The 24,873-nt window shown below is 33.7% G+C and carries 22 protein-coding genes, 1 tRNA gene and 1 pseudogene; 13 read left to right on the top strand and 11 right to left on the bottom strand.

Annotated features, from left to right (window positions below; all coding sequences use genetic code 11):
* Window position 1: 1 nt before the first annotated feature.
* Together AC1Q7L_RS11355 and AC1Q7L_RS11350 are read left to right on the top strand one after the other, a co-directional pair.
* Window positions 2-75, top strand: a tRNA-Asp gene (locus tag AC1Q7L_RS11355).
* Window positions 76-216: 141 nt separating this feature from the next.
* A pseudogene (locus AC1Q7L_RS11350) lies at window positions 217-303 on the top strand (IS1 family transposase); the annotation flags it as partial.
* 364 nt (window positions 304-667) lie between these two features.
* Here the strand turns inward: AC1Q7L_RS11350 and AC1Q7L_RS11345 are convergent.
* Complete coding sequence (locus tag AC1Q7L_RS11345) at window positions 668-3,736, bottom strand: amino acid adenylation domain-containing protein (protein WP_492306055.1); 3,069 nt, start codon at window positions 3,734-3,736, stop codon at window positions 668-670.
* Window positions 3,737-3,977: 241 nt separating this feature from the next.
* On the opposite strand from AC1Q7L_RS11345, the gene AC1Q7L_RS11340 reads away from it, so the two are divergent.
* Complete coding sequence (locus AC1Q7L_RS11340) at window positions 3,978-4,622, top strand: 4'-phosphopantetheinyl transferase family protein (RefSeq protein WP_492306054.1); 645 nt, start codon at window positions 3,978-3,980, stop codon at window positions 4,620-4,622.
* A 253-nt stretch (window positions 4,623-4,875) separates the two neighbouring features.
* Complete coding sequence (locus AC1Q7L_RS11335; RefSeq protein ID WP_492306053.1) at window positions 4,876-5,373, top strand: DinB family protein; 498 nt, start codon at window positions 4,876-4,878, stop codon at window positions 5,371-5,373.
* Window positions 5,374-5,441: 68 nt separating this feature from the next.
* On the opposite strand, the gene AC1Q7L_RS11330 is transcribed toward AC1Q7L_RS11335, so the two are convergent.
* Entirely contained in the window at window positions 5,442-6,545 is a 1,104-nt protein-coding gene (locus AC1Q7L_RS11330) for a LytTR family transcriptional regulator DNA-binding domain-containing protein (protein ID WP_492306052.1), read from the bottom strand.
* Window positions 6,546-6,714: 169 nt separating this feature from the next.
* Here AC1Q7L_RS11330 and AC1Q7L_RS11325 point away from each other — a divergent pair, with 169 nt between their 5' ends.
* The 3 genes from AC1Q7L_RS11325 to AC1Q7L_RS11315 all read left to right on the top strand — a co-directional run bounded on the left by AC1Q7L_RS11325 (window position 6,715) and on the right by AC1Q7L_RS11315 (window position 9,301).
* A complete protein-coding gene (locus AC1Q7L_RS11325; protein ID WP_492306051.1) occupies window positions 6,715-7,686 on the top strand; it encodes a heme-binding domain-containing protein in 972 nt (323 codons plus the stop codon).
* Window positions 7,683-8,159, top strand: coding sequence for a hypothetical protein (locus tag AC1Q7L_RS11320; protein ID WP_492306050.1), 477 nt, complete (start codon window positions 7,683-7,685; stop codon window positions 8,157-8,159). The genes AC1Q7L_RS11325 and AC1Q7L_RS11320 overlap by 4 nt, the downstream gene beginning before the upstream one ends.
* A 122-nt stretch (window positions 8,160-8,281) precedes the next feature.
* A complete protein-coding gene (locus AC1Q7L_RS11315; RefSeq protein WP_492306049.1) occupies window positions 8,282-9,301 on the top strand; it encodes a L,D-transpeptidase in 1,020 nt (339 codons plus the stop codon).
* Here AC1Q7L_RS11315 and AC1Q7L_RS11310 read toward each other — a convergent pair.
* The 3 genes from AC1Q7L_RS11310 to AC1Q7L_RS11300 all read right to left on the bottom strand — a co-directional run bounded on the left by AC1Q7L_RS11310 (window position 9,298) and on the right by AC1Q7L_RS11300 (window position 11,914).
* Window positions 9,298-9,828, bottom strand: a complete 531-nt coding sequence (locus AC1Q7L_RS11310) for a hypothetical protein (RefSeq protein WP_492306048.1) — start codon at window positions 9,826-9,828, stop codon at window positions 9,298-9,300. The two genes, AC1Q7L_RS11315 and AC1Q7L_RS11310, sit on opposite strands and share 4 nt — an antisense overlap.
* Before the next feature lie 6 nt (window positions 9,829-9,834).
* Window positions 9,835-11,160, bottom strand: a complete 1,326-nt coding sequence (locus tag AC1Q7L_RS11305) for a PDZ domain-containing protein (protein ID WP_492306047.1) — start codon at window positions 11,158-11,160, stop codon at window positions 9,835-9,837.
* 115 nt (window positions 11,161-11,275) lie between these two features.
* Window positions 11,276-11,914: an alpha/beta hydrolase gene (locus AC1Q7L_RS11300; protein WP_066750972.1), complete on the bottom strand. Its 639-nt coding sequence runs from the start codon at window positions 11,912-11,914 to the stop codon at window positions 11,276-11,278.
* A gap of 269 nt (window positions 11,915-12,183) precedes the next feature.
* Here AC1Q7L_RS11300 and AC1Q7L_RS11295 point away from each other — a divergent pair, with 269 nt between their 5' ends.
* Window positions 12,184-12,630, top strand: a complete 447-nt coding sequence (locus AC1Q7L_RS11295; RefSeq protein WP_410693926.1) for a hypothetical protein — start codon at window positions 12,184-12,186, stop codon at window positions 12,628-12,630.
* 374 nt (window positions 12,631-13,004) lie between these two features.
* Window positions 13,005-14,843 carry a tail fiber domain-containing protein gene (locus AC1Q7L_RS11290; RefSeq protein ID WP_492306046.1) on the top strand — a complete coding sequence of 613 codons (1,839 nt, stop codon included), beginning with the start codon at window positions 13,005-13,007 and terminating at the stop codon, window positions 14,841-14,843.
* A gap of 225 nt (window positions 14,844-15,068) precedes the next feature.
* Here the strand turns inward: AC1Q7L_RS11290 and tyrS are convergent, their stop codons facing one another.
* A complete protein-coding gene (gene tyrS / locus AC1Q7L_RS11285; protein WP_492306045.1) occupies window positions 15,069-16,364 on the bottom strand; it encodes a tyrosine--tRNA ligase in 1,296 nt (431 codons plus the stop codon).
* Window positions 16,365-16,652: 288 nt separating this feature from the next.
* Between tyrS and AC1Q7L_RS11280 the strand changes: the two genes are divergently transcribed.
* Window positions 16,653-17,213, top strand: coding sequence for an RNA polymerase sigma factor (locus AC1Q7L_RS11280; protein WP_066750970.1), 561 nt, complete (start codon window positions 16,653-16,655; stop codon window positions 17,211-17,213).
* 73 nt (window positions 17,214-17,286) lie between these two features.
* Here AC1Q7L_RS11280 and AC1Q7L_RS11275 read toward each other — a convergent pair whose 3' ends face one another.
* Window positions 17,287-17,919, bottom strand: coding sequence for a hypothetical protein (locus tag AC1Q7L_RS11275; protein WP_492306044.1), 633 nt, complete (start codon window positions 17,917-17,919; stop codon window positions 17,287-17,289).
* Window positions 17,920-18,027: 108 nt separating this feature from the next.
* Here AC1Q7L_RS11275 and lipA point away from each other — a divergent pair, with 108 nt between their 5' ends.
* Window positions 18,028-18,894: a lipoyl synthase gene (gene lipA / locus AC1Q7L_RS11270; RefSeq protein WP_123983460.1), complete on the top strand. Its 867-nt coding sequence runs from the start codon at window positions 18,028-18,030 to the stop codon at window positions 18,892-18,894.
* Window positions 18,895-19,092: 198 nt separating this feature from the next.
* Here lipA and AC1Q7L_RS11265 read toward each other — a convergent pair whose 3' ends face one another.
* Window positions 19,093-19,953: an AraC family transcriptional regulator gene (locus AC1Q7L_RS11265; RefSeq protein WP_492306043.1), complete on the bottom strand. Its 861-nt coding sequence runs from the start codon at window positions 19,951-19,953 to the stop codon at window positions 19,093-19,095.
* 139 nt (window positions 19,954-20,092) lie between these two features.
* Between AC1Q7L_RS11265 and AC1Q7L_RS11260 the strand changes: the two genes are divergently transcribed.
* Window positions 20,093-21,286, top strand: coding sequence for an MFS transporter (locus tag AC1Q7L_RS11260; RefSeq protein WP_228394346.1), 1,194 nt, complete (start codon window positions 20,093-20,095; stop codon window positions 21,284-21,286).
* Window positions 21,287-21,327: 41 nt separating this feature from the next.
* Here AC1Q7L_RS11260 and AC1Q7L_RS11255 read toward each other — a convergent pair whose 3' ends face one another.
* Window positions 21,328-21,804 (bottom strand): Dps family protein, encoded by a 477-nt coding sequence (locus AC1Q7L_RS11255; protein WP_410693919.1) that lies wholly within the window; start codon window positions 21,802-21,804, stop codon window positions 21,328-21,330.
* Window positions 21,805-21,852: 48 nt separating this feature from the next.
* Window positions 21,853-22,233, bottom strand: coding sequence for a SpoIIAA family protein (locus tag AC1Q7L_RS11250; RefSeq protein ID WP_492306042.1), 381 nt, complete (start codon window positions 22,231-22,233; stop codon window positions 21,853-21,855).
* A 115-nt stretch (window positions 22,234-22,348) separates the two neighbouring features.
* Between AC1Q7L_RS11250 and AC1Q7L_RS11245 the strand changes: the two genes are divergently transcribed.
* On the top strand, window positions 22,349-23,554 hold the full coding sequence (locus tag AC1Q7L_RS11245; RefSeq protein ID WP_492306041.1) for an NAD(P)/FAD-dependent oxidoreductase: 1,206 nt from the start codon (window positions 22,349-22,351) through the stop codon (window positions 23,552-23,554).
* A 119-nt stretch (window positions 23,555-23,673) separates the two neighbouring features.
* Here the strand turns inward: AC1Q7L_RS11245 and AC1Q7L_RS11240 are convergent, their stop codons facing one another.
* Window positions 23,674-24,873, bottom strand: a complete 1,200-nt coding sequence (locus AC1Q7L_RS11240) for a VWA domain-containing protein (protein ID WP_492306040.1) — start codon at window positions 24,871-24,873, stop codon at window positions 23,674-23,676.

The following is a 24,873-nucleotide window of genomic DNA, read 5'->3' as shown; positions in this document are numbered from 1 at the left end:
TGATCCGGTAGTTCAGCTGGTTAGAATGCCGCCCTGTCACGGCGGAGGTCGCGGGTTCGAGTCCCGTCCGGATCGCAAGATCTATTTAAAAACTCTTCAATTTATTTTGAAGAGTTTTTTTTGTTTATAACTATTGATAGAAAAAGTTGTAGCCACTTACAAATGAACTTGCAACCATTTTTACTTAACAATTCAATTTAATATTAAGAACCCGATCTGAAAAGGCTGAACAGAAGAACTATCTGTTTCAGTAGAAGTCTGGCTGTACTAAATGCAATTTTGAATATTTATTTTTGGGGATAATTGGGTTTCATGCAAATGAGGGAATACATAAATCCGAATTACAGATTATGGTTGACTACTTTTCTATTAAAATTTGCAAAAAAACAAAATCTACTGATTGCAAATATTATAACTGATTTTAAGAACTCTAAAAAACCAACATACTTTGATTAGCAACCCATATCTTTCTACGTACAAATTTTTCAAGCTGTACCTGTAAAAACGATCTTGCTTTTTTTGCAAAAAAAAGGAAAAAATTCAGAACTCGTTTTTTAAAATTGATATGATTTTCTATTATTTTATCTAATTGGACTCCAAATATAATTTAAACATAAGCATCCACAATTAGCTTATCAAATATCCAGAATTAAAAAAGAATTAATCTTTAAAGAACTCCCATAAATTCCAGATAAGGAGTCATCAGCTTTTTATCGAAAACAGGAGGTATTAAATTGGTATCCGCTAAAAACTGCTGTGTATTGCTTCTGTCATAATAATAAGTATTTTCGTAGGCTTCTACTAATGATTTTCCTTCGTGTACATCTTCTGTGAACAGGCTTAGTAAAGGATAAATAGGTAAATTACTGTCATATTTCCATTGGTTGAGCCATTGATGATATTCCATTCCTTTTAAATTGATATCATAATATTCATTTATTTTGGCACAGAAATCGGTGAGCGAAACATCATTTTCAGGTAAAGGAGAAAGATGGAAATTGAGTCCAATCGCTTCTTTCTTTTTACTAATATGCATGATCGCTTTACACATGTAATCTACCGTCGTCAGTTCATCTTTTAATCCCATGACAAGCGGAAATGAATTAAGCTCAACACAGCTTCTAATAAGCGATCCCCACCACTGATTCATCACGGTTGCCCCGGAAGTACTGTGACAAACTGCAAAACCCAACCTGAAATTCGTAATAGGAAGCCCTTTTTGTCGCGCTTTTTCAGCAATACTTTCCATCACCCATTTGCTTTTTATATATCCCAGATCTCTGGAAACTGCTGCCATATTTTGGTCGATAGAATCGTCTTCATACATCCAAGTTTTTTTTGTGAATGGTCTTCCCCAGCTAAATACGCCCATGGAAGACAGCAGCATCAGAAATTTTATTTTTCCTGTTACCGCAAGATCAATGATATTATGTAAACCATCAATATTCGATTTTTTAATTAAAGAATACGGCTGTACATAGCTCACCGAACTTCCCGAATGATAAATGACTTCAATATGATTTGTAATGAAACTGTAGTTTTCATTTTCCATACCGAAACAAGGCAAGGATAAATCTCCAATCATCGCAATAACACGACTGTCATAATCGATCAACCATGATAATTTAAATTTTTTAAAAGTAGCTTTAATACGCTCCAGTCCTTCTTCCGAGGATGAAGCACGGACTAAACAGTAAATATTTGCTGAAGTCTGCTGTAAAAGCTCTTCTAATAAATGAGATCCTACAAAACCTGTTGTTCCTGTTAAAAAAAAACTTTTAGGATTCGTCAAAATACCTGGATCAGGCGATTCATCTATACTGAAATCAATATGTAATTCCGAATCTTTTATCAATTCGCTAATCATCATTTCAGCTTTACTTTTTTGCGAAATTTCTGTTTTTACCATTCGATTTTCAACCTCTTTAACAAAAGCTGAAATAGTGGTGTAGATATAAAGTTCCGGTAAACTGATCAAATTTCTGACAGGTTCAGGAAGTAGCATATGCAGCTGAGCAAGCAACAAAGAATGGCCTCCTAATTCAAAAAAGTCATCTTCTTCATTAACTTCTTCCAGCGAAAGAAGATCTTTCCAGATATGCGCCACGATTTGGGTTAAATTATCTTCTTTCCATTTCGGCAGATTAATGTTTTTTGTTTGATTTTCGGGGACTTTTAAGAGTTTTTTATCAATTTTTCCGGCATGGTTCAACGGCATTTGATCTACAATAAAAATCTTGTCAGGAAGCATATAGGCAGGCATCACCTGTTGTAGTTTAGCTTTTATATTCTGTAAAACTTTTGTCTGATCTTCATCGGTTGCAAGCTGAATAAAAGCAATTAAAGCAGGTAAACCATTTTCTTTTCTCTGAACTTTAACCGCACTTTGAGTAATCTGTGGCAATTTTGAGATATTATATTCAATCTCAGCAAGTTCGATTCTGTAACCTCTGATTTTAACCTGATCGTCTTTTCTTCCATTAAACTCAAGATTACCATCTTCTCTTCGCAAAGCCATATCTCCCGTTTTATAAAGCGTTGTGCCTTTATTTAATTGATCCAAAAGCCATTCCGGAGCCTGGATAAAAGATTTTATAGTGTCTTCTTCACGATGTAAATATCCTAACGCCAGTTGAGAACCCCCAATATAAATTTCTCCAACAGTACCTTCTGCAACAGGCTTCAAATTTTCGTCTAATAGAAATACATCAACAAATGGTATTGCAGACCCGATAATTTTTGGATTAATTTCTTCTTTAAATTCAAAATTACTTACCGCAACAGTGGCTTCAGTTGGCCCGTAACTATTAATTAAACGTATCTTTTTGTACCATGATTTTATAGTGTTTTCAGTACAGGCTTCTCCTCCGATCGCTATTGTTTGCAGGTTTCCGATAGGTTTATTTAAAGGCAACGATGCCAACACCATCGGCGGCATCAAAGGAACGGTGTCGATATGATGGGAAACAATAAAATCTAAAAGCGGTTCGCCCACAATTTTATTATTTGGATATAAATGTATGGTAGCTCCTTTAATTAAGGGCGTCCAGATATCTATTATAGCAGCATCAAAGCTCGGAGAGGCAAATTGCAGGGTTATATTATCAGCCGATAAACCTAAAACTTCTGCCTGATATTGTACAAAATTATAAAAAGAATGATGTGAAATAATCACTCCTTTTGGCATTCCTGTACTACCGGAGGTGTAGATTACGTATGCAGGATTATCTGGTAAAATATCAATTAAAAGATTGTCGGTTGACTTATTTTGAAAACTTTCATCAGAAACTAAAGAATCTAATGCAATAGTTTGTGTCTGATCATTATTTACTTTATCTAAATATTGATCTACGCTGAGCATCAGTTTGATTTTTGAATCATTAATCATCATCTGGATTCGGGCTTGTGGTAATTCCCCATCAATAGGTAAATAAGTTGCTCCCGACTTTAAAATGGCTAAAAAAGCAATGATACGGCTTGTTGATTGAGGAATACAAACTCCGATCAATCCTCCTTGTTGAACATTCTGAGTTTGTAAATAATGTGCTAATTGATTGGCTTTTGCATTAAGTTTTTGATACGTGGTTTTTTCAGAACCATCGACGATGGCGTTTTTTTCAGGATACTCTTTCGAGATTTTCTCAATTTGTGTTACAATATCGACTGCATTATTCTGAAATTTGTTTTCCAAAAAATCATTCGAATAAAAGTTTACTGTGTCTAATTCTTTTTTCATGGTTTAAAATTTTATGTTAAAAATTGGTATTAGTGTTATCCATAAAATTAATTAAAAAAGACATCCAAAATTATAATAACAAAATAAAACTCGAAATTGTGAATAAAAGTTATTCTGTGATTTTTTTAAGGCTTTATAAGTAAGAAAAATTTTGTGGAAACTAACTTTTGTACTAATTTTAAATAATCAGAAAACTCACTAATTAAAACCGCTTTATTTTGAATACATGCAGATATAAAAAATGTTAAAAATACTATATTCATATATTGATAAGAATAAGCATGCCTTTTTTTTAAATAAAAAACTTGTTGAAATGCCTTTAGATTTTCAACAAAAAATTCTGAAATATAAAAAATGGGAGAATGTACAAGCGTCAATAATCGGACGTCTACTATTAGATAATCTGATAAAAACATTTGATTTGAATTTAAGTGTTGAAAAATTGGTGTACAATTCAAATCAAAAACCCTATTTTAAAAATACTAATATCTTCTTTACTATTTCGCACACTGATGATATTGTTGTTTGTGCTATTACAGATATAAATGAGATAGGTATTGATATAGAAAAGTTACAAGATATCAATATAAATAATTTTAACTTTTTTTTTACTAGGTATGAATGGGAATCTATACATAATTCTCAAAATGCTATGTATAGCTTTATCTCTCTTTGGACACAAAAAGAATCTGTAATTAAGGCTACAGGATACGGTCTTAGTTTAGATCTTGGATCATTTGAAATAGGAAATGATAATACAACTGTGATAAATAATACTATTTACTCGGTAAAAGATATATATATCAATCAAAAATATAAATGCCATATGGCTATTAAAGGTGATTTTCTGCAAACTGTTGAGATAGAATTATTTAATTTCCCGTAATTCATTATGAAAAAGGAAATAACCAAATGTTTTGATCCCTATGGAGTTTGTTGAATTTAGATAACATTCTGGTTTATAGATATAAACGGTTCGGCATTATGTAAGTCCGGATCGCAAGATCTATTTAAAAACTCTTCAATTTATTTTGAAGAGTTTTTTTTTGTTTCTAACCTTTTTGATAAACAGATTCTATAAGTCTAAAATTATGGTATTTTTGAGGCAACTCTAGAAATAACAATTCAGACGATAAAATATGGAACATTCAACATCAATAGGACAGTCAATTTGGACTCAATTCGGTGCAAGCCTGGATATGCTTGAAAATGCAATTGTAATGTGTCCGGAAGAACATTGGGATACAGAAAGAGAATTTTGGTATACTTCCTACCACTGCATTTTTTGGACAGATTATTACTTAACAACAGACCCAGACAAATTTGTTCCGCCAACACGTTTTACACTTTCAGAATTCGATCCATCTGGTAAACTGCCAGACAGAACCTATACAAAAACTGAAGTGCTTACCTACTTAGAGTATTGCCGACAAAAAGCATACTTACTGACATCAGAATTGACAACAGAAAAATTAAATGAACGATGGATTAACGAATACAAAAACTATTCATTACTTGAAATTTTGATTTATAATATTAGGCATATTCAACATCATTCCGCTCAGTTAAACATGTTTTTAAGACAGACAATTGATAATGCGCCGGGTTGGGTAGGCCAAGCTAAGAAACTTAGTTAAAATTGAGAAAAAAAAGTAAAAACGTATGAACGAAATAAGGATTTTATATTTGTTCTGAGAAAAAATATTTACTGTTCTAGCCATTTCTTGAATTCTGCAACTCTATTTTTACTGATGAGTATTACTTCATCACTTTCGGGTTTTACGACAAGTTTTAATTGATTTTTGCCATACACAAGGATGTTGTTAATCGCTTTTACATTAATAATAAATTGGCGATTGGCTCTGTAAAATGTTTGAGGATCTAAAGTTTTAATCAATTCATCAAGACTCGAGTTGATCGAATATTGATTTCTTGAGCATGTTTTAATGTAAACAATATTGTTCTCAAGAAAGAAATAAGCAATATCTGAGGTTTCTAAAGAGATTAATTCATCTTTATGATAAGTAATAATTCTTTTCTTCGAATTTTCGGTTGATTCTTCGCTTGTAAAATTGTTACTATTTTCTCTATGTTTTTCATGAAGCTGTGTATTGATTGCCGTTAAAGAATTAACTTCATCATTAAGATTTTTAATCTCATCATTTTTCTGATTTTCATATTTTTTATAAATCATTCGGATCAGAAAGAAGCTTATTCCGAGAATTGATAAAGTAGCAAGTAAGAATACAATTAAAAAAGTTAAATATAGATCAGAAATCTGCTTTTCGATTACCTCAATATTAGCGTGTGAAGCTACCATCCAATTACTGCCTTCTACAGGATAAAAACTTACAATTTCAGAGGTACGGTTTGAGTTTCTATTAAAATTATGTATTCCCGTATTGGCTTTTCCAGAATTTAGAATTTCCAGAAAATCAAACTGCTTATCGCTATCTACAATAAATTCTGAGCTGTTTTTCTCTACTTTACGACCAATTAAAGCTGGATTGGGATGACAAAGTTCAATACCCTTTTGATTATACATACAAATAAATCCGCTTTGAGTATCTGTATTAACAATGCTGCTTTGAAGATTCTGAATAACCGTTTCTTTTGAAAGACCTTGTTTAAGCTGTAGCTCTAACAATTTACCAATTTCACGCGCTTCTCTTTTCCCAGCTTCAAACGTACTGTCGAAAACATCCTTTTTAGAAGACGAATATAAATATCGGAAAGAAAAAAAACTGATAAGTAAAATAACAATACTTATTGCGAGAAAAGTGATGGTATAAAGATTAATCTTTTTCATTGATGATGCGAGAATTTCTAATTCGTTTCAAAATTACTCATTTATTCGCAAGAAAATATTCGCTTTTAAGGTCTTATTTTTCCCTTTCATTAATAAGTTTATAAGATAAAGTATTGATTTAGTATAACTTTGATTTCAGAATTTAAATAAACTATAAAATGATTCTCTCATGAAAAATAGAAATAAACTGATCTTGGTTTTGCTTATCGGATTTGTCGGTTTACAGTTTTTTCGACCTGAAGAAATTGATCACGGAACAAAAGCGCAAAACCTGACCAACGTTCCGAAGGAAGTCAATGCGATTTTGAGAAGCTCGTGTTTTGATTGTCACTCCTCAGAAACGAATTTAAGATGGTACGATAAAATCACTCCTGCCAATTTTCTGGTTACGTCTCACATTAAAGAAGCTCGCGGAGTATTAAACTTTTCAAAATGGGATTCCTGGCCAAAAGCGCAGCAGAATTCAACGATTTATTATGCGATCAACAAAGTTTTGTCCGGTGAAATGCCACTTCCGAGTTATGCAGCAATTCATTCATCTGCAAAATTGAGTCAGGAACAGATCCAAACGTTAAAAAATTATGCTTTATCACTTGCTCCCCGTAAAGTTTCGGATGATTCTCAAATAAAAGAAGCCGAAAAACAATACAATTCTTGGATAAATGGAGAATTGAAGAAACCTCACGTAAAAGATGCTCCGAATGGAATACATTATTTTCCGGATTATCGAAACTGGAAAGCCATCAGTACAACAGATCGCTTTGATAACGGAACAATGCGAATTATTTTTGGAAATGAGATTGCCGTGAAAGCAATTCAAGAGCATAAAGTAAATCCGTGGCCGGACGGGGCTGTCTTTGCAAAAACGGTTTGGAAACAACAGGTGGAAACTAATGGAAATATTTCTTCAGGTGAATTTTTAGCAGTAGAATTTATGATTAAAGATGCCGAAAAATATTCAAAAACAAAAGGCTGGGGCTGGGCAAGATGGAAAGGTAGTGATTTGAAACCTTATGGAGGTGATATTCCAAATTTTGAGCAGGAATGCATCGAATGCCATAAGCCTGTCGCAGATCGTGACTATGTTTTTACTCCACCATTATATTTGATTTCTCAACTTAAAAAAATTAATGCAAAATGAAAAACTATAGTTTATATTTAATTTTCGGATTTCTATTAATAGTTTCTTGTCAACAGAATTCTAAAAATGTTCTTAATGAAGAAGCATCCATTCAGCAAAGTGATGAATTGAAAGAAAATCCGCTTCTGATGAATCCTATCACATCTTCCATTCAGCCGAAGGAAAAGACAATGTCAACGTTGTATGGAAATGATATTGCATTCAATTATGCTAAAGCTAATTTTAATTCCAATTATCCCCAAAATGCAGTTCTTTACGAAGTAACCTGGAAACAGAAATCGGATGAATTATGGTTTGGTGCTAATATCCCAAAAGAGGTTGTTTCTGTAGAGAAAATTACTTTTCTGGACAAAGGAGTTACTGTATATGAAATATTCCAAGGAAAGGCTTTAAAAAAGGTAAAAATAAATGATAAGACTGATGATCAAAGAAAAAACTTAATCCTTTCTCAAAGAATGGCGGTCTCGCCGTAAAGGTTACCACCGTATTTTTACGGTATTTTCATTAAGGATAATTATTATTCCATTTTTAGGTCTGATATTTGTATTGAGTAGAAAAACTAAAAAAGACCAATTTTATTATAATGAACATATCTGTGAAAAAATCATTCCTATACAGCTGTATAATCGCATTATTTTTAATTTCATGTAAGAAAGAAATTGAAAAAATTAATGACACTTTAAAAGATACTTCAAGTTCTACATCAGAAACTCCTGCTGTAAAACAGGATTCCATTAAAAAAGATTCTGTAGTTATGAAAGAATCTGTACCTCCAACCATGCAGGAAACAGGCTTTTATAATGCTTTTATTCTTCCAAAGGATAAAAAAATGAGAGATTCTATATATTCTGAATTCAGCAAAAAGTATAGTGAGAGAGAGCGTTATGCTATTTTAGCTTTAAACAGATTAGATTCAAAAAATAAATGGAATGCCGACACGTTGGTTGTTCCTGCAAAAATAGATACAACTTTGATGTCTTATTCGCCTTTTCCAATGCAGATGGATGTGTTGAGTGGTGTGAAAAAGTTTGTTATTTTTTCTTACCCGATTCAGGCTTACGGTGTTTATTCAAACGGAAGTTTGGTGAAATGGGGACCGACAAGTATGGGAAAAAAAGCAGCACAGACAACAAGAGGTCTTACTTTTGCCAACTGGAAAAAGAAACTATCTACTTCCACAGTAAGCAGCGAATGGAAATTACCTTATAACTTCAATATTTTCAATACCGGCGGAATCGGATGGCACCAATATGACCTTCCAGGTTATCCTGCATCGCATTCTTGTTTGAGATTGCTAATGAAAGATGCGCAATGGCTGTATGGTTATGCAGATACTTGGGTTCTGAATCCGGGAGGAGCGACTACAAAAGCAAAAGGAACTGCCGTAATGGTTTTCGGAGATTACAAATGGGGCGGAAGAAAGCCGTGGAGAAAATTATTGAATGATCCCAATTCCAATAATATTTCTGTAGAAGAAATGAGCAAACTTATTGAACCTAATATTGAGAAAATCTTAAAAGAACAGGCTAACAGAGAGAAAGTAGTGGATTCTATGAAAATGGCAAAGGCACAAATTGAGCAAATGCCGGAGAATCCTAAGACTCTCGCTCCTTAATTATCCTGAATTTTTTCAAACTGTAATGTAGATTCTTCGGCAAATCGTCTGAGTTTCTGCATTTCATATTTGCCTTTGCTTTGCCCGAACCTTGCTGCTGCATACGTTAAAAGTATCAGGAAAATCATCACAAATGAAGCGGGTAATGCCCAAGGATATTCAAAAGTTTTGATTTGTTTTTCTACGTAATACATCGTGAAGAAAACCATCCAGAAGATCGAAAAAGAGAAATATAAGAACATAAAAAATGTCCAGACTGCTGAACTGGGGCCAAAAACCCCACGGATGACGGTCTGTTCGTCTTCTATCTCTATTCTTAATGACAGTCGGGGTTTCCAGTAATTGTCGTATTCAGTTTCAACGCAAATGGTTGCAACTTCTTTGTTGATGTTTCCTGAAAATTCATCTTTATGTTCGGCGAGATATTTCTTTAGATTTTCGGCATATTCTTCCTTAGTCAAATGTGTAAACATCTTGAATCTCGGTCGGGTTCTTATTTTATCTAATGTTGTTTCTTCAGTTTGCATATTTTTTTATTCTTGATAAGGGATAGGATCTTCCAGCTCGAAACTCAACGTTAACTGTGCTGTTTTTCTCTTTATGACAATATTAATGGTTCTGCCTTCATAAGATTTCATTAGCTCCATGATCTTTTCTAAGGTCATTTCTGAGGTTTTATTTCCATTAATGGTCAATACCTGATCATCTTTTTTAAAGCCAGCTTTCTCGGCAGGAGAGTCTTTTCTCACTCCGGAAATTGAAAATATAGGTTTTAAAGCAAATTTATATTGAAATTTATCACCTCCTGCAACGAATTCACTTACAGAACTTGTTGTTTTAGTCGTTTCAATTTTTACAAGGTCTTGCTGCCATTGAAGTCCATCCTGTTTAAAATCGAGTCCGCTCATATTAAAATGGAAAGGATCATAAAAACTCTTGTTTTTTCTTAGATATAATTTCTGATTGGGATAATCAAAACCAACCGTAAAACGACGCATGATCTCACCTCCAACAGAACCTTTTCTGTCTTCGACTAAATGTACATGCTGAATAGAATATTCGTCTGGCATTGCTGTGAGCGGCTTTTCAAACTTAAAATCTCCAAGATAAAAGTTATGAATTCTGCTTCTTTTCCCAAAAATATCTCCATTAAATCCTCTTCCCAAAAAATCCTCAATATTAGGTCTGTTATACACAAAATCTTTGATAAGTGCTGGAAAAAGCCAGATAGGATCACTATTTCCGAGGTCAATTAATAATTTTGAACTTTTCTTTTCGTTAGTCATTTCTATATCTGCGTAGATATAAGGTTTGCTTTTTTCAATCGTGATGGGAAGTTCTTCTGATTTTCTAACTTTTTTTTGAAACAGATTTTTGTCACTATAAATCGTTATTTTCTTTGAAGCATAATCTATTGAAATCGGATTGTCCTTAAATAAGTGATAGCCAATAACTCCATTCACGGGAATTCCCACATGAGAAGAAATATTGAATTCCTGATTAACGATAATGAAAAGGGTCATCGATTTATTAATGCAGTTCTTCCCAATTACACCGAGGTTTTTTTCAGATTTTAAACCGTCAATACTCAGATCTCCGCCCAATCCTGAAAATTTTATTTTCTCAATATTGGTGAGTTTCATTTCTTTATTTTCTAAACTGAAAAGTAAAGTTTCAGCAACACCTGTATCGAGTAAAAAAGTAAGTTCAACACCATTTATCGTAACCGGAATAAAGATTAAATTATTAATAAATTTAAAAGGAACAACGGTTTTTTTAGCATCTTTTATTTCAAAACTATTCTGGGCATTTACAAAAATGCTTAGGAATAAAATCATAATAAAATACAGTCTTTTCATTTACTGAATTTAGTAAAATTATCCGGACTGGAAGTAAAAAACATTCCCAATTTTGAGAATGTTTGAATATTTTATAATGAATATTTGTAAACGGTTTATTTTTCGTAAAATTGAATTACTTAGAGAAAAACTCCATCAGATCCATATAATTTTTTTGATTCACGCCGTGTCCGCTCATATATTCTCTGAAAGTAAAGTAACAACTCAGATCATACAACAGATCAGCCGCTTTTCTTCCCCATTCTAAAGGAATTACAGCGTCATCACTTCCGTGCGAAACAAAAAATCTTAGATGTTCTAATTTCTTTTTGTCTTTTACAATATTATCCAGAAGTTTTTCCTCAGGGAAACTGCTTAAACATGCTACGTAATTGAACATTTCAGGATATTTTAAAGCTAAAGAATAGCAAAGAATACCACCTTGGCTAAATCCACAAAGGTGAGTCTTACTTTCTGTTAATCCATATTTATTTACAATTTTAAGAATGTTTTCTAATACAGCATTCAAAGATTCTTTTGCTTGGTCTGTATCGATGAAATTCTCAGGATTATTAAAATCTATATCAAACCAAGAGTATCCTTCAAACTGAGTTTCTCTCGGCGCTCTGAAACTTACGAGGATCCAGTCTGCAGGAAGTGTTTCTCTGAAACTGAAAAGGTCTTGTTCGTTGCTTCCATAACCGTGAAGCATAAAAAGAATAGGAGTATTTGATGAAATGTTCTCAGGTTCTCTTACGATGTAATCTAAATTCATACAACAAAGATAAATAATAAATTATATTACGAAATCCTATATTTTCAAAATTTCGTTTAAAAATTACATCTTAAAATAAGCGTTTTATTATTTGATAATGAGTGTTTTGAATTGTATTTGAATATTAATATACATAATGAAAGAACTGTATGTTGTATTTTTATTGATTTGATATTATTTAGAAATCTTTGTTAGAAAATTTTCATAAAAGTTATTTTTATATTGATAAAAAACCTATATTTGAAACATTAAAAAATCTATTTGGAGAAATGAAGCAATTTTACAACCTTAAAAGTTTACTTAGACTTTCTTTTTTATTCATCGTATTATTTTCAACAATTTCTGTAGTTAATTCATGTAAAAAAGATGACGATGACGAGGAGTTTACTGATCATATCGTTCAGTTTGAAGCAAAAATAGTTCATGGTGGTACAACTGCACCTCCGCCTATCAGTTATTTCAAAACTGTGGTTACTCAGGTAGGAACAAATCAGCAGAATACTTTTAATCCTACGGGTTTAGTTTGGTCTAGCGGAGAGTTTTTTGTAAACTCTAGCCAATCTCAATTGAATTTAGGAGCTAATGCAGAACTTTTAAACACTGATTCTAAGCTTATCATAAGCATTTGGATTGATGGAGAAATTGCAGAAAGCGATACTGTAGTAGGGCAGGGAACAAAAAGTGCTACTATTGCACACAGTTTCTTGGAACTATAAGAAAAAAGTAATTAAATAATTATATTAAAACCATCCTGAAAGGGTGGTTTTTTTTGTTTTGTGCATATTAAATAGTATACTAAAAAGAAGCATTATCTATCAAATAATTATTGTTAAATATATTTTGAGAGAATAATTAATTAAACAATTAATTTATACAGGCTGAAAAATTTTAATTAAAATAAATAATTTAGAATAAAAAATAAATATCATGGCAATTAAATAATTAATAAAATGACAATATAAGTGTTGGGTTTAATATAATTTATCGTTTTTTATTATAATATTAATATTTTATTGTGTGTTTTGATAAAATATGTATATTTGATATGTGTTTTATAACTTTTGATTTTACTAACGAAATACGAATTATTATGAAAAAAAATTTCTTACTCATTGCATTTTGTACTTTTAGTACTGCAATATATGCTCAGGTGGGGATTAATACTGTTACTCCTGGAACTACATTGGATGTAAATGGTGCAATTACTAACCGTGAAACTGCGGTTGCTGTTGCTGGTAATGCTGTTACTATACCTGCGAATGTAAGCCAGGTACAACTTACCGGATCTGCAACGGGGGGGATAGCTATTACGGCTCCTGCAGCTCCTAATGCAGGACAGCGTCTTATCATTTATAATAACACAACAGGAGGTTTTGCTGCAACTTTGAACGGGAATTCTATTACAAACGGCCAAGCCATGGAATTTGCATATAGTAATGGTAATTGGAGAAGTACGAACGGGGGAGCGAGTGCAGGCAATCCAGCTTGGAATTTACTAGGAAATTCAGGAACCTTACCGGCTACAAATTTTCTAGGTACTACAGATAATCAGGATATGGTTTTTCGGACTAATAATACAGAAAAAATGCGTGTTCAGGCAGGAGGAAATGTTGGTATTGGCACAAGTACTCCTAACAGTATATTAGATTTAGGACCAGGTGTCGTAGATAAGAAACTGGCTGTTTATAATAGCACAGGAGGTACAGATTTTTATGGTTTGGGTCTTAGTGGTGGTCAGCTTAGATTTCATGTAGGTGCTGCTGCTGCCGATGCTGCGGATATGGTATTAAATTCTGCCGGAAGCTTAGGTTTGGCTATTGGAAATGTGAGTCCTACTAATAAACTTACTGTAAATGGTAATTCTTCAATAGGTACAAGTTATACCGGTATTGCGGCTCCTGCTAATGGTATGATTGTGGAAGGTAATGTAGGTATCGGGACAAGTACACCTGTAGCAACTTCTCATATTGTTAATAAAGGAGCAGCAGGTTCTTTTGTTGGTCTTACAGGATTTGCAAGTAATATTGGTCTGCGTCTGGAAAATAATGTAAACGGAAATTCTGTTATCCAGCATTTCTCTGCCAAAAATGCGAGTGGAGCTTCAAAAGATATTGTAATGGGTATTAATCCGATAGGTACATCAGGAAATGGTGTATTTGTTATTGCAAGAGATAATGCATCTGATTTTCTTATAGATTTAGGGAATGGACATACAAGCGTAGGTACTTTTCCGTCTGCAAGTACAAGGCTTGATATAGCTGATAACGCAGGAACCACCGAATTTCCTATTGCCCGAATTTCTAATTTAGCCCCCGTTGCTACAGGCAATAAGGCTATTTTAGGATTTAACTCATACAATGGAGGCGGTGCTACATGGGGTGTTGGGCCGGAGCAATTGAGTGCAAGTACTATTGACAGCCGATTTAATGTATATTATAGTAATGGAGGAAATTATATCCGAAGAATGACTATTGTACCCAATGGTAATGTAGGAATTAACAATACAGCTCCTGCTTATATGCTTGATGTAGTTGGTGACATTAATGCCTCAGGTAGTGTACGTGCGGCAGGTGTTGCACTTACCTCAGATGCACGTTTGAAACGTAATATTAATACTACATCTTATGGACTTAATACGGTAATGGCACTTCGTCCGGTAGAATATGAAAAGAAGAATAGTGTAGAAAGCAACGATTATAATCGTCACGAGATTGGGTTCGTTGCCCAGGAGGTTGCCAAAGTAATTCCTTCCATTGTAACTAAAGGAGCTGATGCAGATAAAACACTTGCTGTTTCTTATACAGAGATAATTCCGATACTTACAAAAGCTATTCAGGATCAACAAAAGCAGATAGAATCTCTGGAAGCAAGATTGAAAACGTTAGAAGGAAAAAATAATAAATCTTCTGCAATAGAAGAAAAAAAATAAACAGGTTCATTAAACGAATAATTAACTATTAGATTAACCACCTTTTAGGTGGTTTTTAATTTTCAATCTATGTAGTTTTGTAAACTAAGATAAATTTTGGAGAAGTTTAAGATGGTTTTAAAATAATTTATCTGTAATTATTTATAATCAAAATATTAGCTTCAAGAATACAAAAAAAGGGGAGTCATAAAATAATGATTCCCCTTTTATGTATTGTAAAGAATATTAAATTGTTTTTACAATGAAATAACTTTTTTTACCCTTTTGAAGTAATAAAAATTTACCATCAATGAGATCACTTTCATTAGCTGTGTAAACTTCATTTACTTTTTCTTTGTTGATAGAGATTGAATTTCCTTTCAACTCTCTTGTTGCTTCACTTTTAGACTTCAAAAAGCCTGATTTTTCAGAAAGTAGATCAACGATATTAACTCCCAAAACATCAGCTTTTGCCACTTCTTTTTGTGGAACTCCGTCAAAAACTTCCAAAAAAGTTTCTTCATCAAGACTTACTAGATCTTCTGCGGTAGAACGTCCGAAAAGTATTTCAGAAGCTTTCAACGCTTTTTCATATTCTTCTCTTCCATGAACCCAAACCGTTACTTCTTCAGCCAATCTCTTCTGAAGTTTTCTTTCGTGTGGAGCAGTTTTGTGATCTTCAATTAAGGCATCAATTTCTTCTTTACTTAAGAAAGTATAGAATTTAATGAATCTTTCCGCATCACTATCTGTTGCATTCAACCAGAATTGGTAGAATTTATATGGAGAAGTTTTTTTCTTGTCTAACCAGTAATTTTCACCGCTTTCAGACTTTCCAAATTTAGAACCGTCAGCTTTGGTGATCAAAGGAACTGTTAATGCAAACGCTTCACCTTGAGCTTTTCTACGGATCAATTCTGTTCCTGTAGTGATATTTCCCCACTGGTCAGAACCTCCCATTTGAAGCTTCACATTATTGTTTTGGTATAAATGAAGGAAATCATATCCCTGAATCAATTGGTAAGTAAATTCCGTGAAACTCATTCCGTCAACACCAGCGTCCCCGGAAAGTCTTTTCTTTACAGAATCTTTCGCCATCATGTAATTTACCGTGATGTTTTTCCCAACATTTTTAGTGAAATCTAGGAATGAAATATTTTTCATCCAATCATAGTTATTCACTAATTCAGCTTTGTTAGGCTCATTTCCATCAAAATTCAAAAATCTTGAAAGTTGATTTTTTAAGCAATCAACGTAATGTAAAAGGGTTGCTTCATCCAAAAGATTTCTTTCTGCAGATTTCCCTGAAGGATCTCCAATCATCCCTGTAGCACCACCTACCAAAGCAATCGGCTTATGACCGTGCTGTTGAAAGTGCGCTAAAATTTTTATCTGAATAAGACTTCCAATATGCAAAGAATCAGCAGTTGGATCAAAACCAATATATGCAGTAGTTACCTCTTTATTCAGTTGTTCATCGGTTCCGGGCATCATATCGGCAAAAAGACCACGCCATTTTAGTTCTTCTATAAAGGAATTCATTGATTTTTTTCTTTAAAATTTAATGTGCAAAGATAATAAATTCGAAGTTAAGTAGATAACCATTGATCGCTTATCATTTATATTTATTAGAAGCTATTTCCAGCTTTTCGCTATATCTTTTTGGTTACGGGCTTCGCTTCGCTCCGCCCGCAACCAAAAAGGATGCCGCTGCAATCTGGGCTAGGGTTGTGGTCGTTCTTTTCAAACAATCTCGTTCATTACAAATTTTGCCATTCTACACGAAATGAAATTTGCCTTTTTACCTAAAATAAATTATATTTGTTAGTAATGAACGACGAACAATTATTCCTGCTCATCAACAAAGCAAAGGAAAAAGACCAGAAAGCTCAAACCAAACTCATTAATGTTTTTTGGGTGGATGTTTTCTCTTTTGTGATGAAGAAAGTTGGGGATGAAAATGATGCAGACGAAATTACGGTGAATGTTTTCTCAAAAGTATTATCGAAACTAGATCTGTTTGATCCACATTTTCAGTTTAAAACCTGGATTTTAACGATCGCTCAAAATACAATTATCGATTTCTGGCGAAAAAAATCAAGAGAAAACCAAGACCCGACCGAAAATCTGGATGAGGTAAAAAATCAATACGCAAAATCTCCCGAAGAATTAATGATCTCCAATGAAGAGCAAAAAAAGATCATCAAAACCATTGAATCTTTGGATGCTAATTATCAGGATATTATCAAATTAAGATTCTTTGAAGAAAAAAGTATCAAAGAAATCGCAGAAGAATTGGGGATTTCCGTTGCCAACACGAAAGTAAGAGTAATGCGCGCCAAAAAAGTTCTTGCTGAATTATTGAAAAATAATGAGTTTGATGATAATTAATTATTATAAACTTTTAAACGCTCAGTTTGCCATTCAGAGCGGAACGAAGTGGAGCGTAAAATCTATATAGTAATTAAAAATAAACAGTCTCTTTCGTTTTAGGAAGTATAATTTTTCTCTGTTCCTCCAAATTTCTATTTTGAAGATTAATTTTCAATCCTTTTTTAATAAAAGTTTCATTTTTAGATTTTCCGTATTCTTGAGTATTTTCAACTTCTTTTTCGAATTTTAATTGTCCGGTTGAAAGGTTAAAATCCACATCCGTCCAATATTCCTCTGGCTTTCCGCTGCTAGAAGAATAACCGATCAATTCAAAATGACCGTTCTGAAACCTGTATTTATCGGTATAACCCCATTTCCAACTGCTTCCTCCTGCTTGAGTGATCTCCAAAATTCCCTTTTTTATTTCAGTATTTTGATAAGGATCTCCCATCATTCCGCCGGCATTACTACTCAGAACAGCATTTCTGGATTTCTCCAAAACGGTCCATTTTCCGTTAACTTTTTTCAGAATCTGAAGTTCACGGATATTTCCGTAGTCAGTGGTATCTTTTGTATTATAAATAATAACTTTTTCAGGAATATTGTCGCCGTCCAGATCTCCATCAACAGTTTCAATAATCTCTGAACCTTTCGGCTGAAATTCTTTTTGAGCAAAACAAAACGTACTGAAAATAATAGATAGAAAGCAAAATGTAGTCTTCATAGGAAATATTAAGGTTTAAATTTACAAAATTATCTGTTCTATCAATGTCGGTGTTTGATTGTTTCGATAAAAAAATCCTTAACTTTGAACCTTCAATTTGAGAAATAAATGGAAAATTTAGTTCAAGATACTACCGTTCAAAAACCAAAATGGATTCGTGTAAAACTTCCTACCGGAAAAAATTACAGAGAATTGAGAACTTTGGTTGATAAATATAAATTAAACACGATTTGCCAGAGTGGAAGCTGCCCAAATATGGGTGAATGCTGGGGAGAAGGAACAGCAACTTTCATGATCTTAGGAAACATCTGCACGAGAAGTTGTGGATTTTGCGGGGTAAAAACCGGAAAACCAATGGATGTAAACTGGGATGAACCTGAAAAAGTTGCACGTTCAATCAAATTAATGAAGATCAAACATGCTGTTCTTACGTCTGTTGACCGTGATGATTTGAAAGATATGGGATCAATCCTTTGGGGTGAAACTGTAAATGCTGTAAGACGAATTTCTCCGGGAACTACGATGGAAACTTTGATTCCTGATTTTCAAGGGCTAACAAAACACATCGACAGATTAGTTGATGTAGCTCCGGAAGTGATCTCTCACAACATGGAAACCGTAAAACGTCTGACAAGAGAAGTGAGAATTCAGGCGAAATATGAAAGAAGTCTTGAGGTTTTAAGATATCTGAAAGAAGCCGGACAAAGAAGAACCAAAACTGGTATGATGCTTGGTTTAGGAGAAACGAAAGATGAGGTTTTCCAAACGATTGAAGACATCAGAAATGCAAATGTAGATATTATCACTTTAGGTCAATATTTACAGCCGACTAAAAAACATTTACCTGTTAAACAATTCATTACTCCGGAAGAATTTGATGAATACGGAGATTTTGCAAGAAGTTTAGGTTTCAGACATGTTGAAAGTTCGCCTCTTGTAAGAAGTTCTTACCACGCAGAAAAACATATTCACTAAAAAATATAAATCGCTTCGTTTTCGGAGCGATTTTTTTATTGTCATTGCAAGGAGCGCAGCGACGAAGTAATCTCAAACAGAATTGTTACCACCCAGTTTGTCATTCCGGAGGAATCTATACTTTTACTTTACTTTGTTGAGATTCCTAGGGAATGACAAACTTTATGTATAAAGACTTTATAGGTAATGAATTTAAAATTAAATCATGCCTTCAACCTTATTCAAATGCTTCTTTTTAAACTCCGAGGGCGTTTCTCCCACATGCTGTTTAAATAATTTATTAAAATAAGAAAGACTTTCAAAACCCACCTGAAAACAAATTTCCGTAATACAGGAATTTTGGAGCAACAATAATTTAGCTTGATTAATTCTGTAATTATTCACAAAATCAGTGAAAGTCATATTGGTTTGTTTTTTAAAATATCGACAAAAAGCAGGAGTACTCAAACTTACAATTTGTGCAATTTCATTGACGTTGGTTTTCTTATCGTAATTTTCATTGATGTAATCGTAAATAGTTCCCATTCTGATTTTATCATTCAAAAACCATTTTATTCGGGTGTCTTCACTGTTGAGTTCTTTTACTTCATCTGAATTTGCGAGAATGTTTAAAATTTCAATTAAACCAATTAAAGATTCGAAAGAATTTTCATCTTTCATGCGATGAAGTTTTTCGACAACAATTTTTTTCGCTTCACCGCAAAAAGATAATCCGAGATAAGAACGGTCTAAAAGATGTTTGATATTTTCAAATTCAGGAACAGGAAAGATAAGGTCTTGCAGGAAATTTTCGCGCATTTGCAAAACCAGCTGTTTGCATTCAGTTTGTATTTTATAATCAAAATTAAGATGAGGAACATTGGAACCTATTAACAGCAATTCACTTTCCTTAAAATCAGAAATATTTTTCCCGACATGACGGATTCCGTTTGATGCTTCTACATAAACAAGCTCTATTTCAGGGTGATAATGCCAGAAAAAACAATTTTTCAGGGAGGGTGAAAACAGTTTAAAAGATTTTCCGTCTTCAAATGAAATGATCTCTTTCTGGATTTTCATTAGGTTCTGTTTTGATTGATTATGATTTTAAAATTAACTAAAAAGGTTAATACAGAGCAAATTTATATCATTTCAGTTAAAGTATAAAAGATTATTTCTTGCGAATTTTGCATCTTTAAAATATATAAATAATATCGGGATGATTGATAAAAGGATAATTCCACTCGCAATAGGTGGATTGGGGATCGGAACTACAGAGTTTACGGTGATGGGGTTGCTGCCTGATATTGCAAAAACGTTACAAATCACAATTCCGGAAACAGGACATTTGATTTCTGCTTATGCGTTGGGAGTCGTTGTTGGAGCACCAATATTAATAGGCTATTCAGTAAAATTTCCACCTAAAAAAGTATTGATGGCATTGATGGTCATCTTTACAATATTCAATGCTTTATCGGCTATTGCGCCTGATTATACATCAATGTTGATTATCAGATTCTTGTCTGGCCTTCCTCACGGAGCATTTTTCGGAGTGGGAACTGTCGTTGCATCAAGACTTGCCGGAAAAGGGAAGGAAGCATTTTACATATCATTAATGTTTACAGGACTTACGGTGGCCAATCTCGCGATGGTTCCGTTGGTAACTTATATTGGACATACTTTTCACTGGAGATGGTACTTTGCGATTGTTGCCGTCATTGGTTTGATAGCTTTAGTTTCATTAAAACTTTGGCTTCCTGCAATGGATAAAAATGAAGATACCCATTTCTTAGAAGAGTTGAAATTCCTCAAAGGAAAACAGGCTTGGTTGGTATTAATGATTACAGCAATTGGTTTTGGAGGGCTTTTCACTTGGTTTAGTTACATCACACCTTTAATGACTGTTGTTGCAGGAATTCAAAGCAGTCAGATGGCTTACGTAATGATTCTTGCCGGAGCCGGAATGGTTGTCGGGAACTTAGCAGGCGGATTTTTATCAGATAAATTGGGTCCTGAAAAAACCTGTTCATTATTACTTTTCTTAATGATGATCTCGTTAGCGGGTGTATTTTTCCTTTCTGAATATCAAAGTTTGGCTTTAGGTTTAACCTTTATTTGCGGAGCTTTATCAATGTCTGTCGCTGCACCAATTAACATCATGATGATGAAAGCAGCACCAAAAAGTGAAATGATGGCAGCCGCTTTTATGCAGGCAGCTTTCAATATTGCAAATGCGATGGGTGCTTTCTTTGGTGGAATTCCTTTGGAGCATGGACTATCATTCAATTATCCTTCATTGGTTGGCGTTGGAATGACGTTGATCGGATTAATCATAAGCATCCGATACATGTATCTGTATCGATCATCAAAATCTGAAAAACTCAATGTGGAATGCGTTCCATGTGATAAATAACAAAAAAGAGAAGCAATTTGCTTCTCTTTTTTGTTTTAGATTTAATCTTTGAAATATTTTCTGAGTTTCCAAGCCATTTTTTCATGCTCTTGCATCAGTTCGGTTAAAAAGTCGGAGGTTCCTGCATCTTTATATTTTTCGTCTGTATCGTCCACAAACTTTCTCAGCGCTCTTACAATTGATTCGTGATCGCTTACCAATTCTTTCAGCATTTCCTGATTGGTAGGGACTTTTCCCGGAGTTTCTTTTAATTGAGATTCGCTTGCAAATTCGGAAGTCGTTCCAATTGCGGTTCCTCCCAACGTGCTGATTCTTTCTGCAACATCATCGATACTTTGAGCAACAGCAGTATATTGAGCTTCAAAAAGTAAATGAAGTTCCATGAAATTATCACCTGATAAATTCCAGTGGAATTTTCTTAGTTTAATGTAAAGAATGTTCCCGTCTGCGAGAACGTTATTTAAAATACCATGAATAGCTTTCAGGTTTTTGTCTGTAATACCTAAATTGGGTTTCATATTATTTAATTTTTTAATGAGTGTTGAATATTAAATGAAGGATTTGAATTAAACTTCGACTTCATTTCCGTTTTTACACCAATACAAAGCGTTATATAGATTTTCTTTCGGGAAAGATTTGAATTCGCCAGGCATTAGAACACTGAAGATATCGGTGAAGTTCTGTACACCTTCTTTATCCGTTACAATGGCGGCTCGGTTCCATTTAGTTAGATTTTTTAAGCCTAAAAGCATATCCTGCAACCATGCTCCCGCAGTGAAATTACCAAGATCGGTATCGAGATAGAGGAGATAATTAAGCTCGTCGAATTCTTCAATTTTTTTATTCACATGAGGAATGACAAGATTTTCAAAATCTTCTTTTGTGATTTCGCCCGTGGCGCTGAACGCCGCAACATTTTCCGGAGCTTCTGGAATAATCGTTATCATAGTATATATTTTAGTGTGGTTTGAGATTATGTTAAATAACAATAATTAAACCACAAATATTTAGGAATAGTTAAAAAAGTCATAATTATTGCTATAATTGATTTAAAATATTAATATGGATTTAAAATCTAATGAACCATTTTGGCTTTTAAAAAACGGATTAATGACCTCATATCCATCACTGAAATCTGATGAAGAATGTGATATCTTAATTATCGGCGGCGGAATTACAGGAAGTTTAATTGCCCATCAAATGGTAGAAGATGGCTACAAAACAATTCTTATTGATAAACGTGAAATTTGCAACGGAAGTACCTCAGCAACAACATCTATGTTGCAGTATGAAATAGATGTTCCTCTTTATGAATTGATTGAAAAGATAGGAGAGAAGGGTGCAATTGCAAGTTATAAAGCCTGTTCAGATTCAATAGACAATATTGAAAAACTGACCAAAAAGATTAAATCTAAAGCTGGTTTTAAGCGAAAAAAATCTTTATACTTCGCATCAAAAAAGAAAGATGTTTCTTGGTTGAAAAAGGAATTTGAAGCCCGAAAAGAGGCAGGTTTTGATATAAAATGGCTTGAATCCAAAGAAATCTTAGATAAATTCGGTTTTGAAAACACTTTTGGAGGCATTGTTTCAAAGCAGGGTGCGAGTATCGATGCTTTTAAATTTGCTCATGAATTATTTGATTTAAATGTGAAAAAAGGATTAAAAATTTTCGATAAAACGGAAATGAAATCGGTTAAATATTTGAAAGGATATAATTTGGTTTCCACAACAAACGGTCCTCAGATAAAAGCGAAAAAAATCATTTATTGTATTGGTTACGAAAGTAAAGATTTAATTAAAGAAGACTTTGTTGATTTAAAAAGTACGTTCGCAGTCGTTTCTGAAATTGATCATGATAAATTCAAAAATATAACCGACACACTGGTCTGGAATACCGATGAACCCTATATTTACATGCGTACAACCGATGACGGCAGAATGCTGATCGGTGGCGGTGATGAAGATTTTCAAAATCCTGAAAAACGCGATGCTTTACTCGACAAAAAAGAAAAAGAAATTTTAAAAGTTTTAAAGAAAATAAAACCCGATTATCATTTTTACACTGACTTTGTCTGGGCCGGAACTTTCGGCGAAACGAAAGACGGACTTCCATATATTGGTGAACATCCAAAATTTAAAAACTCCTATTTTGTTCTAGGTTTTGGCGGAAACGGAATCACTTTTTCTGTCACCGGAATGGAAATGGCTTCTCAGTTTATGAAAAATAAAAAACATCTTTTGTCCAGATATTTTAAGTTTGGAAGATAAAATTTGGTGACTGAGGTTCTCGAAGCCACCATCAAATTAATAATAAGGTTTCGGGCTTCGGCGAAGCCGAAGCCCGAAACTCAAAAAAAGCTGCCCAATTCAGGCAGCTTTTCTAACAATTAAGAACTATATCCGTTTCTTTTAGCCAATTCAAGAATAGATTTCTCAATAGCTTTTCCAAGGTCGTCGGAATCTGCGCTTCCGCGTTTTTTCATTTCAGCATCAATAAAATCCTGACGTTTTTTAGATAATTCCTCAATTTCTTTCTGAATTTTATCGCGGGCAGCAGATTTTACGGCAACTGCTTTTTTCACTTCTTCTTTGCTTTTTCCCTTTAATTCGGCAGGAAGCTCATCTTCGTTTACGGTTGTAATAAAATTAGCGTCTTTTTCGGCACGGTCAACCAAATCCCAATGCTCATTATTGTAAGCATTTTTTTTAGATTTGGCTACCGTTCTCTCAACAGCATTGGCAGCGGACTGTACCTCAGCGTTTTTATCCTGAGCGATCTGTTTGGTTTTATATTCTGAACCTCTGCTTCCATAATAAATATAAGTGTCATTCAGTTTTGCGTTACATTCTGAAATTCTTACATCATAAGGAGTTTCAATGTACATCACTTTTCTGTCGCTGTCGATATTGAAATATTTTCCGTCACCCAAAGAAGCTCCGTTTTGCCAGAACGATTGAATTCCCTCATCTCTGTTTCCACAAAAGATCGTATTTGTATAAATTTTCTTTGTTTTTGCGGTAGAAATTACTTCTTTATAATTGATTTTTCCCTGATCAAAAGGTTCATTGCCTGCAATATAAATCAGTTTCATGCTTTTATCATTTTTGTCCCAATTCAGATTCATGGATGCATCACGAATAACGGCTCCACAATATTCGCTTCCGCCATTGGTTCTCAAAGCAAATAATTTTTCTGAAACTAAGTCCAAATCCTGCGTTAAAGGAGTGACCTGTCTGATGTAATTTTCATCTTTCAATCCATCATTTCCGTATTCGTAAAGGGCAATTTCTATCTGTGGAGGCTGTCCGCTGTATTTTAAAGTCGTCAAAGTATTCACGATATTCCAAAGTCTGGATTTTGCCTGATCGATCAATCCGTCCATACTGTTTGAAGTATCCAACAACAAGGCAACCTGAATTTTATTGTCTTTGCTGATAATTGATGGTTTCGGATCTTCATTTTGAACGAAATTTCTTTGCGCTGTAACTGTAGGATTTCTTTTGATACAGCCAACTTGTGAAGGGTTTTGAGCGCTTAAAAAAGCCACTGTTCCTATCGCTAATGTTAAGATTTTTAAAGTTGTCAT

The sequence above is a fragment of the Chryseobacterium sp. GW823-FHT05E08 genome, assembly GCF_058795655.1.
Note: the sequence above shows the minus strand (reverse complement) of the source record. Positions and strands in the feature narration are given on the sequence as shown.